General features: G+C 51.0%; 12 protein-coding genes. 5 read left to right on the top strand and 7 right to left on the bottom strand.

Annotated elements, in window-relative coordinates; genetic code table 11:
• Positions 1–174 precede the first annotated feature (174 nt).
• On the top strand, positions 175–663 hold the full coding sequence (tadA, locus tag AC5SV9_RS06585; protein WP_475147364.1) for a tRNA adenosine(34) deaminase TadA: 489 nt from the start codon (positions 175–177) through the stop codon (positions 661–663).
• Positions 664–864: 201 nt separating this feature from the next.
• On the opposite strand, the gene mltF is transcribed toward tadA, so the two are convergent.
• On the bottom strand, positions 865–2,295 hold the full coding sequence (mltF, locus tag AC5SV9_RS06580) for a membrane-bound lytic murein transglycosylase MltF (RefSeq protein ID WP_475147362.1): 1,431 nt from the start codon (positions 2,293–2,295) through the stop codon (positions 865–867).
• Positions 2,296–2,448: 153 nt separating this feature from the next.
• On the opposite strand from mltF, the gene purL reads away from it, so the two are divergent.
• A complete protein-coding gene (gene purL / locus AC5SV9_RS06575) occupies positions 2,449–6,342 on the top strand; it encodes a phosphoribosylformylglycinamidine synthase (RefSeq protein ID WP_475147360.1) in 3,894 nt (1,297 codons plus the stop codon).
• 137 nt (positions 6,343–6,479) lie between these two features.
• Entirely contained in the window at positions 6,480–7,280 is an 801-nt protein-coding gene (locus tag AC5SV9_RS06570; RefSeq protein WP_475147359.1) for a M15 family peptidase, read from the top strand.
• A gap of 10 nt (positions 7,281–7,290) precedes the next feature.
• Here AC5SV9_RS06570 and AC5SV9_RS06565 read toward each other — a convergent pair whose 3' ends face one another.
• From AC5SV9_RS06565 to AC5SV9_RS06540, 6 genes are all read right to left on the bottom strand, one after another.
• Positions 7,291–8,208: a histone deacetylase family protein gene (locus AC5SV9_RS06565; RefSeq protein ID WP_475147357.1), complete on the bottom strand. Its 918-nt coding sequence runs from the start codon at positions 8,206–8,208 to the stop codon at positions 7,291–7,293.
• Positions 8,208–10,064, bottom strand: coding sequence for a GNAT family N-acetyltransferase (locus tag AC5SV9_RS06560; RefSeq protein ID WP_475147355.1), 1,857 nt, complete (start codon positions 10,062–10,064; stop codon positions 8,208–8,210). Before AC5SV9_RS06560 ends, AC5SV9_RS06565 begins: the two co-directional genes overlap by 1 nt.
• A gap of 95 nt (positions 10,065–10,159) precedes the next feature.
• Positions 10,160–10,858 (bottom strand): OmpW/AlkL family protein, encoded by a 699-nt coding sequence (locus AC5SV9_RS06555; RefSeq protein ID WP_475147353.1) that lies wholly within the window; start codon positions 10,856–10,858, stop codon positions 10,160–10,162.
• Positions 10,859–10,989: 131 nt separating this feature from the next.
• On the bottom strand, positions 10,990–12,381 hold the full coding sequence (locus AC5SV9_RS06550; RefSeq protein ID WP_475147351.1) for a DUF3300 domain-containing protein: 1,392 nt from the start codon (positions 12,379–12,381) through the stop codon (positions 10,990–10,992).
• A gap of 178 nt (positions 12,382–12,559) precedes the next feature.
• Positions 12,560–14,266, bottom strand: a complete 1,707-nt coding sequence (gene olsF, locus AC5SV9_RS06545) for a bifunctional ornithine lipid synthase OlsF (RefSeq protein WP_475147349.1) — start codon at positions 14,264–14,266, stop codon at positions 12,560–12,562.
• Positions 14,267–14,359: 93 nt separating this feature from the next.
• Positions 14,360–15,145 carry a UDP-2,3-diacylglucosamine diphosphatase gene (locus AC5SV9_RS06540; RefSeq protein WP_475147348.1) on the bottom strand — a complete coding sequence of 262 codons (786 nt, stop codon included), beginning with the start codon at positions 15,143–15,145 and terminating at the stop codon, positions 14,360–14,362.
• Between the two features lie 89 nt (positions 15,146–15,234).
• Here AC5SV9_RS06540 and AC5SV9_RS06535 point away from each other — a divergent pair, with 89 nt between their 5' ends.
• Positions 15,235–16,155 (top strand): 2-hydroxyacid dehydrogenase, encoded by a 921-nt coding sequence (locus tag AC5SV9_RS06535; protein ID WP_475147346.1) that lies wholly within the window; start codon positions 15,235–15,237, stop codon positions 16,153–16,155.
• The gene (locus AC5SV9_RS06530; protein WP_475147344.1) at positions 16,156–16,746 is read left to right on the top strand and encodes a GNAT family N-acetyltransferase; all 591 of its coding nucleotides are present in this window, start codon (positions 16,156–16,158) and stop codon (positions 16,744–16,746) included. It begins immediately after the preceding gene.
• The last annotated feature ends 115 nt before the right edge of the window (positions 16,747–16,861 follow it).

Here is a 16,861-nt window from a genome sequence, read left to right as displayed (position 1 = left end):
TGTTAGTCTGGCAATCTTAGCAAATCAGATGCCAATCATATTAACTGTTTATAATCAAATGTTTATGCTGTTAGCTGGGTTTGCTTTTCGGGCAAATAAACAAAAGTTTAGCCAATTTAACCAGAATATAGTGGTAAACTCGGTGTCGGGTATAGCGAATAATTGTAAAGCAATATGACTGATGAAGACTGGATGCAGTACGCGATCAAGCTCGCTGCCAAAGCGGAAGAGCAAGGTGAAGTGCCGGTTGGGGCGGTGCTGGTGAAGGATGGCATTTTGTTGTCTGAAGGCTGGAACCAGATGATCAGCCTGAACGACCCGTCAGCCCATGCCGAGATGCAGGCAATACGTGCGGCTTCCGCTATGGTTGGAAACTACCGCTTACCCGATTGCACCTTATACGTGACGTTGGAGCCGTGTAGCATGTGCGCTGGTGTGATGGTGCACAGCAGAATTAAAAAAGTCGTGTTTGGTGCCAGTGATTTGAAAACCGGTGCGGCCGGCTCCGTACTTAATTTGTTGCAGCATCACTGCTTTAATCATCAGGTAGAAATTGTTCCAGGTGTATTGGCGCAGCAATGTGCAGCACAGCTATCAGGCTTTTTTCAGCGGCGCAGAGCTGAGCATAAAGCGCTTAAACGCACTCAGCCTCAGGCTGATTAAAAAAGCCAAGGTAATGACGACGACGTTGGTGCAGTTTTGTGACGGCTATGTTGCGTTTGATCCGTCGTCTGCTGGCTGCAACATCTAACAATCGACGACGCCTGGCTTTTACCTGAGGTTTTTTCCGTTTTAGCATGGGCGCTCCTTTATCTGATATTAACGGCTACTATGAGGGCGACAGGCTTTGGGATCAACAGTGTGTTAATCCTGGCCGGCGGGAGGCTGTGGCAAGATTTCTGTACTGCTTTGCTCAGTCAGTCGCTGCTTCTGCTCTTCCAGACGTTGCTCTGCCTGCTGGCGCTCATCGACCCACAGAAGGGTATCGTAGTAGCGGCGTATATTATCAACATAGGTTACCGCTTCGTCTCCACGTGCATAACCATACTTAGTTGTCTGATAAACATTTTTTTGCCGCAGTAATGGCAGGCGCTGCTTTACATCCAGCCATTTGTCAGGATCGGCGCCGTCACGCTGGGTAAGGACCCGCGCATCTTCAACATGACCCCAGCCAACATTATAAGACGCTAACGCAAACCATAGCCGGTCAGGCATCGGAATACGTTCCGGTATGCGTGTCACCAGCCGGTGCAGATAGCGACTGCCGCCGCGGATGCTCTGCTGCGCATCCAACCGGCTGGTTACCCCCATTTGCTGAGCGGTGGGTAAGGTCAGCATCATTAAACCACGTACGCCAGTCGGGCTTTTTGCTTTGGCGTCCCAGTGTGATTCCTGGTAACTGAGTGCGGCCAGTAAGCGCCAGTCCAGCTCGCCGGCGTATTGCTCGAACCAGGGTTTCAGTGTCGGCAGCGTCTGCTCGATAGCTTCGATATACGAGAGCGTATCGACGTAATTGAATTGCTGCACATGGCCGAAATAGCGGTCTTCCAGGGCGATAAGCTCTCCGCCCTGATACATGGCACCGAAAAACTCAATTAAAACGGCATACAGTGAATCGTCCTGATTATCTGCCAGTAACCAGCTTACCGGCAGATTATCCCGCACGGTAAAAGCGATGCTCAGGTTAGGGTAAAAGCGCCTGTTGAGCGCCAGTTGATTAGAATCCGTGACCGTGTAAGCAATATTACCGTCTACTACCTGTTGCAGGATCTCTTCGGCGTCCAGTGTCGGGTCTTGTTGCCATTTCAGCGTTGGATGGTCCTGTTCCAGTTGCTGCAGTGTTTCCGCATGACTACTGTCTTTTACCACGACTATGGTGTCTGTCAGATCATCTACTGAGCGTGGCCAGGTGTTACCCTGCTTAAACACCAGCACTTCATTAATCCAGCGGTATGCAGGGGAAGAGCGGTATTTACCTTTACGGATTTCGGTCAGTGTTAACCCGCCGGCGATATAATCAACCTGGCCGGTTTCGAGTTTTTGCAACAGTTCGTCCAGATGATAACTCGGATACAACTCGAGTTTGACACCCAGCTTATCTGCTAAGGCCTGGCTCAACTCCAGCTCGAAACCGGTAGGGCCGTCTACGCCAACATAGTAACTGGTGGGGCCATGCAGTACGCCAACTTTTAAAGTATCTCTCTGATATATATCGAAAAGCTGGCTCTGCTGTGGTTCTGGACTACAGCCGGTAAGCCAAATCAATACCAGTAGCCAGTAGCCACTTCTACGCATGCATTTTCACTCTTTACCACCTTATTCCCGGCTGTTATAGCAAACTTCTGCTTCGGCGTCAGTGTTTACTCATACCACTTAGGCAGAAATTTCTTTATAATGGCGCGCCTGTTTCAGGTTCCATCGTTGTTCAACCCACGGGAAAAAAAGCCTATGTTGATCCTGCGTGGTGCGCCAGCACTGTCCGATTTCAGAATTCAGAAGTTACTCGACCAATGCGCCCAAAGTGGCTTAACTGTCAGCAATATCTATGCTGAGTTTATGCACTTTGCTGATGTCAGCGGCGCATTAACTGACGCACAGCAGCACACGCTGGACAAGTTGCTGACTTACGGTCCGGCAATCGCCAGCCATGAACCCCGCGGCCATATGCTGCTGGTGACTCCCCGTCCAGGGACTATTTCGCCCTGGTCATCTAAAGCGACCGATATTGCGCACAACTGTGGCCTGACGCAGGTAAAACGCTTAGAGCGTGGTATAGCTTATTATATTGAGGCCGCTGCCGGGTTTAGCCAGCAACAACTGCAGCAGGTTGCGGCTTTGCTGCACGACCGGATGATGGAGGCAGTATTCACCGAACTGACCCAGGCCGAAGCCTTGTTTGCTAAAGCGCAGCCGGCACCCCTTGCGTCTGTCGATATTATAACTGGCGGGCGTGAAGCTCTGGCCAAAGCCAATAACGAAATGGGCCTGGCACTGGCAGAAGATGAAATAGACTACCTGTTTAACAATTTCACTACCTTAGGCCGCAACCCGAACGATATTGAACTCTATATGTTTGCGCAGGCAAATTCAGAGCATTGCCGGCACAAGATTTTTAACGCCGACTGGACAATCGACGGCGTACAACAGCCTAAATCGCTGTTTAAAATGATTAAGAACACCTTTGAGCAAACGCCGGACTATGTGTTATCAGCTTATAAAGATAACGCTGCGGTAATGGAAGGCTCAGCGGCAGGACGTTTCTTTGCCCAGCCAGGCAACAATACTTATCAGTATCACCATGAAGATATCCATGTACTGATGAAAGTTGAAACCCATAACCACCCTACAGCCATTTCACCCTATCCGGGCGCTGCTACAGGTTCGGGTGGCGAAATTCGTGACGAGGGCGCAACAGGCGTTGGTTCTAAACCTAAGGCTGGTTTAGTAGGTTTCTCTGTGTCGAACTTGCGTATACCGGGTTTTGAGCAACCATGGGAAACCGATTTTGGTAAACCTGAACGTATTGTGTCGGCATTAGATATTATGCTGGAAGGTCCCTTAGGTGGAGCAGCCTTTAATAACGAGTTTGGTCGCCCGGCGATCAACGGTTATTTCCGTACCTACGAAGAAAAAGTGCCAAGCCATAACGGTGAGGAAGTGCGCGGTTACCATAAACCGATTATGTTAGCCGGTGGTTTGGGTAATATCCGTGCTGAGCACGTGCAAAAAGGCGATTTACCGGTAGGCGCTAAATTAGTGGTACTGGGCGGCCCGGCAATGAATATCGGCCTGGGCGGTGGTGCTGCGTCTTCTATGGCGTCTGGCCAGTCGGCAGAAGATTTGGATTTTGCTTCCGTGCAGCGCGAGAACCCGGAAATTGAACGTCGTTGTCAGGAAGTTATCGACCGCTGCTGGCAGCTGGGTAGCGATAACCCAATAGTATTTATTCATGACGTCGGTGCTGGTGGTTTATCTAATGCCTTCCCTGAGCTGGTTAATGACGGTGGTGTAGGCGGTAAGTTTGAACTGCGTAACGTGCCAAACGATGAGCCTGGCATGTCACCGCTGCAGATCTGGTGTAACGAATCGCAGGAGCGCTATGTAATGGCGATACCGGCGGATAAAATGCCGGTGTTTGAACAGATCTGTAAGCGTGAGCGCGCACCTTTTGCGGTAGTGGGCGAAGCCACAGCAGAGCAGCACTTAACGTTAACCGATACCCACTTTGGTAGCACGCCAATTGACTTACCGCTAAGTGTATTACTGGGTAAAGCGCCAAAGATGCACCGGGATGTGAAAAGCGCGACCTCTGCCGGGAAAGCGCTGGAGCTGTCAGGTGTCAGTATTAAAGACGCAGCAGAGCGCTTGCTGCGCTTACCTGCTATCGCAGAAAAAACCTTCCTGGTTACCATCGGTGACCGCACTGTAACAGGCCTGGTGGCCCGCGATCAGATGGTTGGCCCATGGCAAGTACCTGTTGCCAACTGTGGTGTTACCGCAGCCAGCTATGATACTTATCACGGCGAAGCGATGGCGATGGGCGAGCGTACCCCTGTTGCACTGCTGGACTTTGCCGCGTCAGCACGTCTGGCTGTTGCTGAAGCCATTACCAACATTGCTGCCACTGACATTGGTGATTTAAAACGCGTTAAATTATCAGCTAACTGGATGGCTGCAGCAGGTCATCCGGGTGAAGATGCCGGTTTGTATGCTGCGGTTAAAGCTATTGGCGAAGAGCTGTGCCCTGCGCTGGAAGTCACTATTCCGGTAGGCAAAGACTCCATGTCGATGAAAACCAAGTGGCAGCAAAATGGCGAAGATAAAGCGGTTACTGCACCGTTATCTTTGGTCATCACTGCCTTTGCCCGGGTAGAAGATATCCGTAAAACGGTGACGCCACAGCTGCGCACAGATAAGGGCGACACCAGCCTGCTGCTGATTGACTTAGGCCAGGGCCAGAACCGGCTGGGCGCTTCCAGCCTGGCGCAGGTGTATAAACAGTTAGGCCAAACACCGGTCGATTTGGATAGCCCGGAGCTGTTAATTAACTTCTTTAACGCTGTGCAGCAGCTAACGCGTGAGCAAAAACTGCTGGCGTATCATGACCGTTCAGACGGTGGTTTGTTTGTTACGCTGGCGGAAATGGCGTTTGCCGGTAAGGCCGGTGTCAATGCGGACATTGCTGCCCTGGGCAATGATGATATGGCGGTGCTGTTCTCAGAAGAGCCGGGTGCTGTGATTCAGGTAAGCACCAGTGAACTGGCTTACGTGCAGCAAGTGCTGGCGCAGCACAATCTGGCGCAGTGCAGCCATGTTATCGGCAGCGTTAACAACAAAGATGAGTTGGTATTCAGCCGTGGCGACAAAGTGGTGCTGAGCGATAGCCGCACCCGTTTACGTTGTATCTGGGCAGAAACCACTTACCAGATGCAGGCACTTCGTGATAACCCGGCCGGTGCCAAGCAGGAATTCGAGGCCAAAGCCGATGCAGCGGATCCTGGCTTAAATGTTAAACTGAGCTTTGATATCAATGCTGATGTAGCCGCACCTTTTATCTTAAAAGGCGCTGCACCTAAAGTCGCGATCCTGCGTGAGCAGGGTGTTAACTCGCATGTTGAAATGGCGGCTGCCTTTAACCGCGCTGGCTTTACCGCGGTGGATGTGCACATGAGTGATATTTTGGCTGGCCGCGCCAAGCTTGCCGATTTTAACGGCTTAGTTGCCTGCGGTGGCTTCTCTTACGGTGACGTGTTAGGCGCCGGTGAAGGCTGGGCCAAATCGGTATTGTTTAACGATATTGCCCGTCAGCAATTTGCCGATTTCTTCGCACGCCAAAGCACCTTCTCGCTGGGTGTCTGTAACGGCTGTCAGATGATGTCGAACTTAAAGAGCCTGATCCCCGGTGCTGATTTATGGCCACACTTTGTGCGTAATAAATCAGAGCGGTTCGAAGCCCGTTTCAGTCTGGTAGAAATTCAGCAAAGCCCGTCATTATTCTTCAATGGCATGGCAGGCTCGCGTATGCCAATCGCGGTATCACACGGCGAAGGCCACGCTGAATTTGCCTCATCAGAGGCATTTGCCAAAGCTAACCACAGCGGCACTGTAGCGATGCGGTTTGTTGACCACTACGGTAATGCCACAGAGCAATACCCGCAGAACCCGAACGGTTCTGCCGCCGGTATTACTTCGCTGACTACTACCGATGGCCGCGTGACCATCATGATGCCTCATCCTGAGCGGGTATTCCGTGCTGTAGCTAACTCATGGCAGCCGGACGGCTGGCAGGAAGACAGCCCGTGGATGCGGATGTTCCGCAACGCCCGCGTCTGGCTAGGCTAAAAGCGCACTGGCAATAAATGCCTAAAAAACAAAACCCTGCTCCGGCAGGGTTTTGTTTTTTAGGCATTTATTTATCCGGCAAAGCCTAAATAGCGCAGCTACACTTAGCTCGTTAACCTTTTACGGGCAGCAATAACATGGACACACTTGCTGTACTTTCTCTAAAGAATGCACTTAATATCAGTCACAGTCGCGAGCTTGGTGATAGCCATGCCGTCGTACAACACTATTTGCAGCAGCACAGTGCTGAATTAGCACAGGCCGAAGGGTGGCAGAGTTGGCCAGCACAGCGCCAGACGGTACTTTGTCTGCAGCTGTGTTGTAAACAGGCAGGATTGCAGCCCGGTTTACTTGACGGTTGGTGGGGGCCGCAAACATCTTATGCGGCAGAGCAACTGGCTGGGCTACAGCAACATCAGAAAATACCGCCCCCCTGGCGTGATCGCTACAGCACGCCGGCAAACCCTAATAACTGGCCGTTAGACCGGGAGCAGGAACTCAGAGCTTTTTTCGGTGCCCCCGGTGAGCAGCTGGTTAAAGTCAGCTTTCCATACCCGATGCGGTTAGCATGGGACATGTCAACAACAGTACTGGCAACACAGTGTCATCAAAAGGTCGCGGCCAGTGTGCAAAAAGTGTTAGAGCAGGTGCTGTTGTATTACGGTTTTGATGCCGTGCAACAACTGCGGCTTGATTTATACGGCGGCGGTTTTAACTTGCGTGCCAGGCGTGGGGGCAGCAGTTTGTCTACTCATAGTTGGGGTATCGCCTTTGATTTTGATCCTGAACACAATCAGCTGAAGTGGGGCAGTAATAAAGCCGCTTTTGCCCGCTCTGACTACGACTACTGGTGGCAGTGCTGGGAGGATGAAGGCTGGGTAAGCCTGGGACGCAGCCGCAACTATGACTGGATGCATGTGCAGGCTGCCAGGCTGTAGCGAGGGCGCGCTACATCAGTCCCTTTAAAAAGGCTACAACACTGCGGCCCAGTGCGCTTAAGGCATAGCCGCCTTCCAGCATTGCCACAACCCGCCCTTCACAATGCGCATCGGCTAGCTGTTTTAGCTGCTGTGCTATCCACTGGTAATCATCTTCAGTCAGCAGAAACTGCGCCATATCATCTTCACGGTGGCCATCAAAGCCTGCTGATACCAAAATCAGCTGTGGTTTAAAGTCGTTAATACGGGCCAGCCAGTGCTCTGTGATTTGTTCACGCCACTGAGCCGGTTTACACAACGCGGGTAGTGGCAGGTTTTCAATGTTGTCGGCGCTTGCTGTATTGCCGGTATTTGGATAGAGCGGAAACTGAAACGACGAGCAAAACAGAATACGCTCATCGCCGCTGACGATATCTTCGGTGCCGTTGCCATGGTGCACATCAAAATCAACAATAACCACACGCTCCAGGGCATGCTGTTTCAACGCATGTAAGGCAGCGACCGCCACATTGTTAAAAATACAAAAGCCCATCGCCTGATCGCGGGTAGCGTGATGGCCGGGGGGGCGTACACTGCAAAAAGCCTGCAGGTTTGCATCCTGCAATACAAGGTCAACGGCGTTGATGCCAGCACCGGCAGCATGCAAGGCGGCCTCCAGGCTGTGCTTCATCATTTGCGTATCCGGATCCAGCCAGATATGGCTGTCGCCGGGTTCTTTAGCGAAAATTTCATCTACATAGAGCTTGCAGTGCGCCTGATACAGTTGCTGTTTGGTGGCAGGGGTTGCATCACGTTGTTGCACGACGTATTCCATGCCAGAGCGGATAAGCTGATCATTAATTCCACTCAGGCGTGCCGGTTGCTCCGGGTGGTCATCACCGGCCAGGTGGCGGTAGCAACTGGCATGACTGAACAGGGTTATGGCCATCAGCTGCTCTCTCCACTTTTGCCGGCTCGTGGCAACGGCAGTTGCAGGTATACTTCGCTTGGGTCATCGCCGGGTAAGCGGCCAAAGCCGGCTTTTTGAAATACTGCTAACATGGCTTTATTTTCGGCGCGGACAAAAGCCACCATACTCTGCAGGCCACGTTGCTCTGCAATCATAATCAGCTCCTGTAATAAGCGTTTGGCCATACCCTTGCCCTGATACTTCTCTCGTGTAACAAAGGCGACTTCACAACCAGCGCCGTCGGGTAACAGATAGTAACGGCCCACTGCCTGAATTTGTACTGCGGAGCCTTTTTGTTTCACGATACACAATGCCAGATCTTTGGATTGATCGACCCCAACCAGCGTGCAGGATTTCTCCCGGCTCATCTGGGTTGGCACTGCGCTGTAGCGTAGTTGCAGCGTTTCCTTGGTATGTGAGTAGAAAAACTCCTGCAAACGGCGCTCATCTGACGGGTTAAGCGGACGCAAATCAAATTCTTCGCCGTCAATAGAGAGCTCTTTAAAGCCAACAATGCCCAGTTCCGGCACTTCTGTCGGCGTATGTAGTTGATAATGCGGCACCCAAAAGTGCTGGCGTATCTGCTCCAGCAATTGCTGACGAAACTTCGGATGAGCCACGCGGATAAGTTCCAGTGCACGTTCGCGGATACTTTTGCCGCGCAGCGAGGCAACACCAAACTCTGTTACCACGTAGTGCACATGACCGCGCGAGGTCACAACGCCAGCGCCTTCGCTTAAATGTGCGACGATACGCGATACGGTACCATTTTTAGCGGTGCTGGGCAGCGCAATAATAGGCTTGCCGCCATTACTCATAGAGGCGCCCCGGCTGAAGTCGACCTGACCACCAATACCGCTGTAAAACAAGTGTCCGATCGAGTCAGAAACGATCTGGCCGGTTAAATCGACTTCAATGGCGCTGTTTATTGATACCATATTATCGTTACGGGCAATATTGGCCGGAGAATTAACATATTCGCTCGGGTAGAAACCCATATGCGGGTTGCAGTGCACAAAATCGTATAACGCTTTACTACCGACACAAAAGCTGGCCACTGTTTTACCGGGGTGAAAGGTTTTTTTCCGGTTGGTTACTACGCCTTTTTTAATCAAATCCATCATCGAATCGGTGATCATTTCGCTGTGGATCCCCAAATCTTTATGGTTACCAAGGTAGCGCAGTACGGCATCACACATTTTGCCAACGCCAATCTGAATAGTGGCGCCGTCTTCAACCAATAACGATACATATTGGCCAATACGTTCAGTTACGGCGTCAAGTTTAACCGGCGGCATTTGTACCAGCGGCTGCTCGGCATAATAGTAGGCGCTTATCTGGTCGCGGTGAATAAACGCCTGACCATAGGTGATTGGCATTGACGGGTTTACCTGAGCGATAACTTTTTTCGCCGCTCTGGCGGCGGCCGAGACGATATCAACCGATACGCCGAGTGAGTGATAGCCATGCTCATCGGCCGGGCTAACCATAATTAACGCTGCATCAAGCGGAATAATGCCGTCGCTGAACAAAGAGGGGATGTCAGACATAAAGCATGGCGTATAGTCAGCGCGGCCTTCTGCCACGGCCCGGCGCACCTGGTCGCCACCAATAAAAAGTGCGTTAACCTTAAACAGCTGCTGATATTCGGCATCGGCCCATTTGTTGTCAGCCAGAGAATACACCTGCACCACTTCAATATCGTGCAGCTGCCTGGCATTACTTATCAGGTTATCAATCAGTGCTGTAGGTGTGGCAGCATGAGAACCGATAAAAATCCGGTCGCCTGATTTTAACAGCTGTTGCCAGTTAAGTTTGTCGATTTGCTTTGTCATAACCTGCCGGGCTCATATCGTCTGTTTAACAGTGTAAAACAAAAAGGCGACTCTGATGCAGTCGCCTTTAGTCTTAACCATGATTCATTGCTGGGTTATAAGGTCCAGCGCAGACCAATCATCGCAACATAGGGGTCGATATCAACATCAACACTCTGGATAGTGTTGCCGTTAACCTGTACCCGGCCCGTTGTATCGATGTCCATTTTACTGATCATCAGGTGTAGGCCCAGGGTGTCGTTGAACTTGATGTTTACACCTGCCTGTAACGCCAGACCGAAAGAGTCTTTAAGTTTTAAACCAACAACATCATTCGTGCCTGTTACTCCGAGGCTATCAAGCGCGCCTTCGAGTTGACCATCAATTTGCTCATCAAAGAATACCGTGTAGTTTAGGCCTACACCAATAAATGGGTCGAACGTTTGGTGTTGTGGCATAAAGTGATACTGAGCCAGCAACGTAGGTGGCAGATGTTTAGTGCTACCCACTTTCAACCCATCAATAGCTGAACCTTTTACAGTAATATCATGGCTGAATGGCGTAGCCGCAATCAGTTGTACTGACCAGTTAGGGGTGAACTTATAATCAAGCGTCAGGCCAAGCTGAGTATTGCTGTTTACCCCAACAGCGGTGGAGCCTGCGGGCAAACCTGCTACCTGCTCGACAACATTTAAATTGCTGCTGCTGTCATCAGGTGCAACCGTAATAGCACCGACGTTAATGCCGAATTCGGCTGAGGCAGGGGCAGCGGCGAGTAAAGTGGCCAGAGTGAGCGCGGATAAAACAGTTTTCATAATAATCTCCACAGATAAGGTCTGAGGTGATTTTCCGCTTTCGTCGCGCAAGAATATTGGCCTGGATCAATAAAAAACGGGGCTGCGATAACTTCAGCCCCGTAATTTGTTTTATATCAACAAAATGACGTTTATTCGATATGCCGGGCCGGCCGTTCACGCTGCTGTACCATGCTCTCTTTTGTCGATGCCCGGTACTCACGCGCTGGCTGACGCTGTTGCATCTGCTGCGGCTGGCGCTGTTGCACTGTTGGTTGCTGATACTGCCGGCCTGGTTGCTGCACCTGGCGTTGCGATTCTGCCTTGTGTTGCGGCCGTTCAGACCGTTGCTGAGACTGGCGCTGGCGCAGCTGCTCAGTGCTGACAACCTGATTCGGGCGTTCGCGCTGAGGGTTATACTGACGCTGTTCTTTCAGTTGCTGCTGAACCTGCTGTGGCTGTCGATCATTACGCTGAATATCAGTAGTACGCAGCCGCTGCTCACGTTGCTGGCGCAAAGCCTCGTTGTGCTGACGCGGATTTCTGTCGTCGCTTTGCCACTGGCGGTTTGTTAAGCGTATTTGCTCTGCTGTTTTGCGTTGATACTGGTTATGCTGTTCACGCTGATCAGACGTCACTCTACGCTGATGTACAACCTTGCCCTGGCTTTCACGTGTTGGCTGGCGGTAGCCATAACCTGCATTGTATTCGCGGTTTAAGCGCTCACGGCGGTAATGCACACCGCGGCGGTGCTCCGTATTGTGCTGCCAGCGGCGGGCATCAACATAATGTTTATGCCGTTTAGGATAATAGCGTGGCGGGGTGTGGTAATAGTGGTGATGCACTACGACATGGCGATGGCGCCAGTCAAAGATACCGAAGTAAAACCAGGGCCTTACATTGACGCTGACGCCCCAGTAAAACGGGCTGTTACGGTAGTAAACACCTGCGGTATGCCAATACACCGGCGGGTATGACGGCCACCACCAGTCGCCGTATACCACGCGGGTATCGTACACCGGCACATATACTACTTCTTTCCGGGCTGGCTCAATGACGATAACGTCGCGCTCGCGCTCAACCACCACATGCTGATTATCGTTCAGTGAACCATTGGCATAGGCCTTCTCTCGTAACGTTTGTATACTGGCAAGTACCTGGGTTTCATCGGCCAAAAAAGCTTCGCCCAGCTGTTCTGTCCAGTCTAAATCAGTACTTAAACGCTCAATTAATTGCGGAAAAGCGACCAGTGCTTTGACGCTGGGATCCCAGCTTTTACTTTCGACGGCGCGCACAGCGTCTTCACCTGTTATGCCCGGGTTCGCTTTTACCCAGCGCGATGCCTGAACTATTTCAAGCGGATAGGTGGCAGCAATCAGCACATGCGTCAGCACTGTATCCGGGTACAGGGCAACAGGCGCCAGCATTTGGTCTAACTCAGCCTGAGACAGCGCATCGTCTTCTGCCAGCACTGTTGTCGCCGTGCCGAGTAAAAGTACGGCGGCACTTAGCAACCGGCCAACTTGCAGCATCAGATATTTCATCTTGCTATCCTCCGTTTCACCACCAGATATTACTGCTCTGGCGGCTTTTTATACAGTGTATAGCTTATAGGGTGGCGGGGCTGAATTGAAACTGAACTTTACTGAACCTTTACATAGCAAAAACCGGCAGCAAAAGCTGCCAGTTTTTATGGCTTAGCTAAGGTGTTGGATACTATGGTTAATCAATATAGCGTGCTCTTTTGTTGGCTTTTAGCATCGTCATATCCACCAGCACCAGGCCATCCACACAGTTTGCAAAGTCAGGGTCGGTACCAAAGGCCAGAAATTTCACACCGCCTGGCTCACACAGTTCACTGTACTGTTTATACAGAGTCGGTACGCTGACACCCATGTTCGCCAGCAAATGTTTTAACTGTGTAAAGTCGCTAAGGTAGTCGTTGCCGGTGAAATGCTGTTGCAGCTCCACCAAAATAGCCTGCGGTAGCTGATAAGGTTGTTTAGATACGGCAGTACAACTACCATCACTGAAGTACAGGCTGTAAAAGTACACCATCAGATCCCGGGCGGCCTGTGGGTAACTGTGAGATAAACTGACACCACCAAACAGGTAGCGAATATCCGGGTTACGTTTTAAGTAAGCGCCAATTCCATACCACAGGTATTCCAGACTGCGTTTACCCCAATAGCGTGGTTGCACAAAGCTACGCCCTAATTCCAGGCCAGCATCAAGATAGCTTTGCATGCTGTTGTCAAATTGAAACAACGAGGCGGTATAAAGCCCGGCCGCACCATGCTCGGCCAGAATTTTGCGGGTATTGGCGAATCGGTAGGCGCCGACAATTTCCAAATCGTCTTTATCCCACAGAATCAGTTGCTCGTAGTGGCTGTCAAAGCGGTCAATGTCACGGCGCAAGCCACTGCCTTCGCCAACGGCACGAAACGCAAATTCACGTAACCGGCCAATTTCGCGCAACACCGGCGAGCTTTGCTGATGCTGGTACAGGTAAATTTGCTTACCATCTGCGGTTTCGCCTAACAGCTCGCAGGCTTCTACCGACTTTTTCAGTACTATGCGATCTTCCGGGTGGGCAATGGCGCTTTGAGTACTGAACAGCGGCGCTTTATCTTTAGCCAGCCGGTACAAATGCTTTTTAAACAGTTTAACCTTGGCTTGCGTTTCCAGAGCCAGATTAGCGAAAGCTTCATGCGGAATTTGTTCACCAATACGCATTTCCAGTTTCTTACGCTGTTGCTTAAACATTTCCTGCACCAGCAGCATGGTTGCTAATGGTTTGTACAGCATAGAGGCGCCATAAAATAGCGCAGAGTTACGGCCATCGATGTAAATTGGCAGAATAGGGGCTTTAGCATTATTGGCAAAGCGTAAAAAGCCGCTGTGCCATTTGCCGTCGCGGATCCCTTCAGGCCGCAGTCTTGATACCTCGCCGGACGGGAACAGAATCAGCGCCCCCTCATTTGCCAGATGTTGCTGAATATTGTCCAGCGCCCGCCGCTCAGTGCCACCACTCATATTGTTGACTGGCAGTAACAGGTTGTGCAGAGGTTTTAGTGCCATCAGCAACTGATTAGCGACCACTTTCACGTCGGAGCGGATATCGCTGACCAGTTTTAGCAGCGCCAGGCCGTCAAGGGAACCTATAGGGTGATTGGCGATGATTACTATGCGCCCCGTAGTCGGGATGCGTTCAATTTCGTTATCACGTACCGAATAGCGAAAGTTAAAGTAGTCCAGCACCTGTTCGACAAACTCAAGCCCTTGCAGATGCGGATAGCGCTGCGCAAAGTCGATAAAATCCTGCTCATGCAGCAGGCGGCGTAGTGCCCCTTTAACCGGCTTGTATAGCCAGGGCTTGGCGGTCAGGCCCGGAAGATTTTGTGAAAGAACCTGTTCAACACTTATCATAATCAACTCCGCTGGCACTACAGTAGTGTTGCGCTCAGGCTAATGGGGTTGTATGACAGTCAGGTGTCGGTTTTATGGCAGTTTGCTGAAATTTTACGCTGCCTTTTTATCGCTGGCAGCAAGCGGCAGGGCGGCAATTTTCGCTGCCTGCTCTGTGCAGTGATATAGCGCCAGGCTACCATCCAGTTGCTCTATTAGCGCAGTACAGCTGTCTATCCAGTCGCCGTCATTACAGTAAATAATGCCTTGCTCCAGGCGAATTTCCGGATGATGAATATGGCCACATACAATGCCGTCGAAACCAGCGCGTTTGGCTTTGGCTACCGCAGCTGCCCGGTAACGGGCAATCGCTTTTTGCGCGCCGGGCACGCGGCTTTTAATGTAAGCGGCGAGACTGAAGTAGCTGCCACCGGTAAAGCGACGCAGGCGGTTGTACCAGCGATTTAAAAACAGCAATAAATCGTAAAGATTGTCGCCGAGCCATGCATGCAGGCGGCCAAAATTCACTTCTTTGTCAAATTCGTCACCGTGTAACAACAATAACTTTTTGCCCTGAGCCGTGGTGTGGCTTTCCCGTAGTGCGATACGGATATTGCCAAAGCTTTTGCCGGCATAAAGCCGCATGGCTTCATCATGGTTACCGGGAATATAGATCACTTCGACACCTTGCTCGGCTTTGTCCAGCAAGCAGCGCACAACTTTATTCTGACTAAGTGTCCAGTGCACCTGCTTTCGCATGGCCCACAGATCGACAATGTCGCCCAGCAGATAAATCTTGTCGGCCTGGCTTTGCTCAAGAAAGCTCAGCAAATAATCGGCCTGGCAATCTTTGCAGCCCAGGTGCACGTCAGATAAAAAGATGGTGCGGCAGTTCAGCATCAGTCGGTACCATGTTATCTTTAGACGCCAACCAGCATCAGTAATTGCTGTGTCATTGGTGTGACGTTTTTTTTAAGCTTTGGTGACCTATGAGCCTTGCCCTGATCATCCCTGATCGTAAACTTGACGACTTACAGCAGCGCCTGACGCAGGCATTGCCCGGGACCCGCATTGATATCTGGCCGGATATTGGCTCAGCTGATGAGGTTGAGTTTGCTGTGGTGTGGAAGCAGCCTTCCGATAGTTTGGCGCAGTTGCCGAACCTGAAAGCTATTCAATGTTTTGGTGCAGGGGTCGATGCCATATTGGCTGATCCGACGCTGCCAGCATTGCCAATAGCCCGGATAGTAGATAGTAGCCTGACCGACACTATGGTGCGCTATCTGGACGGTGTGTTAGACCATTTCCGGTTAAGGCTGGATCAGTTCAGTAGCCAGCAACGGCAACAGCTCTGGAAACCTAAGAGCCCGCGGCAACTAAGCAGTATTTGTGTGCTGGGACTCGGTGAGTTGGGTGGCGCTGCTGCCCTGCACTTTTCGGCTGCCGGTTATCATGTCAGCGGTTGGGGCAGAACGGCAAAACAAATGACTGGCGTAAAGTGTTATAGCGGACAGGCAGAACTGGCCCAGGCAGTCGCTGATGCAGATGTTGTGATTTGTTTGCTGCCGCTAACTGCAGAAACAGACAGCCTGCTTGATAAGATGTTTTTCGAACAGGTAAAAACAGGTACCATTTTTATCAATGTTGCCCGCGGTGCTATTGTCGATGATGCAGCGCTGATAGCTGCGCTTGATAGTGGCAAAGTTCAGGCGGCGTGTCTTGATGTTTTCCGGCAGGAACCTTTACCGGCAGAGCATCCATTTTGGTTACATCCCGCTATTCTAATTACTCCGCATGTCTCTGCGGTGACTAATGTCAGCACTGTAGTGCAGCAGATAGCCGAAAATTACCGTCGCAGCCAGCGCGGCGAAATGCTGTTAAATCCGGTTGATCTAAGCAGGGGATATTGAATGACAGATCAGCATCTGACAGAAGTGACAACCTGGTTCTTGCATTATGAAGGTGAAGTACCCAAGCAGATAGATTGGCCAGAGCAGGTGCAGCTGGTAGAAGCGGAAATTGCCAGCCCGGAACTGAGCCAGTTTATGTTCAGAGCTGTAGGCGGGCGCTGGCGCTGGTTCAGCCGTTTAGGCTGGAACTATCAGCAGTGGCTGGACTATCTGACACAACAACAGGTCAGAACTTGGTTGTTGTGGGTAAAAGGCACGCCGGCAGGGTATATCGAACTGATAAAACATCAAGATGACAGCGTCGAAATTAAGTTTTTTGGTTTGTTGCCGCAATTCATTGGTCAGGGGTTAGGGCTGCCTTTAGCCCGTTCGGCGATTATGCTGGCGGCTAAGTGGCAAGGGCGCAAAATCTGGTTACATACCTGCTCGGAAGATCATCCGTCGGCATTGAAAAATTACCAGCAGGCAGGCTTTGTGCTGACCCATACTGAAATCACGCATGAGGCTTTACCACAGCTGAATGACAACCGTTTGCTGGCGCAGGATTTTGTCTATTCAGCGCTGTCGTATCATCTTGAAAATACTGGTTAAATTCACAGTTATTGTAACTTTGTTACAACTTAACTACACTCAGTGACGGTTTAAGGAAACTTAAGCCAAGCTGCTAATTAAAATAACAAAATGTGTCACTGAGGTTAGTTATGAG

This window comes from Rheinheimera sp. ATLC3, assembly GCF_059429535.1.
Note: the sequence above shows the minus strand (reverse complement) of the source record. Positions and strands in the feature narration are given on the sequence as shown.

What these genes read in the sequence shown, in the direction of transcription:
- tadA (WP_475147364.1), top strand. Translation starts at nt 175, where the DNA reads ATGACTGATGAAGACTGGATGCAGTACGCGATCAAGCTCGCTGCCAAA.
- mltF (WP_475147362.1), bottom strand. Translation starts at nt 2,295, where the DNA reads ATGCGTAGAAGTGGCTACTGGCTACTGGTATTGATTTGGCTTACCGGC.
- purL (WP_475147360.1), top strand. Translation starts at nt 2,449, where the DNA reads ATGTTGATCCTGCGTGGTGCGCCAGCACTGTCCGATTTCAGAATTCAG.
- AC5SV9_RS06570 (WP_475147359.1), top strand. Translation starts at nt 6,480, where the DNA reads ATGGACACACTTGCTGTACTTTCTCTAAAGAATGCACTTAATATCAGT.
- AC5SV9_RS06565 (WP_475147357.1), bottom strand. Translation starts at nt 8,208, where the DNA reads ATGGCCATAACCCTGTTCAGTCATGCCAGTTGCTACCGCCACCTGGCC.
- AC5SV9_RS06560 (WP_475147355.1), bottom strand. Translation starts at nt 10,064, where the DNA reads ATGACAAAGCAAATCGACAAACTTAACTGGCAACAGCTGTTAAAATCA.
- AC5SV9_RS06555 (WP_475147353.1), bottom strand. Translation starts at nt 10,858, where the DNA reads ATGAAAACTGTTTTATCCGCGCTCACTCTGGCCACTTTACTCGCCGCT.
- AC5SV9_RS06550 (WP_475147351.1), bottom strand. Translation starts at nt 12,381, where the DNA reads ATGAAATATCTGATGCTGCAAGTTGGCCGGTTGCTAAGTGCCGCCGTA.
- olsF (WP_475147349.1), bottom strand. Translation starts at nt 14,266, where the DNA reads ATGATAAGTGTTGAACAGGTTCTTTCACAAAATCTTCCGGGCCTGACC.
- AC5SV9_RS06540 (WP_475147348.1), bottom strand. Translation starts at nt 15,145, where the DNA reads ATGCTGAACTGCCGCACCATCTTTTTATCTGACGTGCACCTGGGCTGC.
- AC5SV9_RS06535 (WP_475147346.1), top strand. Translation starts at nt 15,235, where the DNA reads ATGAGCCTTGCCCTGATCATCCCTGATCGTAAACTTGACGACTTACAG.
- AC5SV9_RS06530 (WP_475147344.1), top strand. Translation starts at nt 16,156, where the DNA reads ATGACAGATCAGCATCTGACAGAAGTGACAACCTGGTTCTTGCATTAT.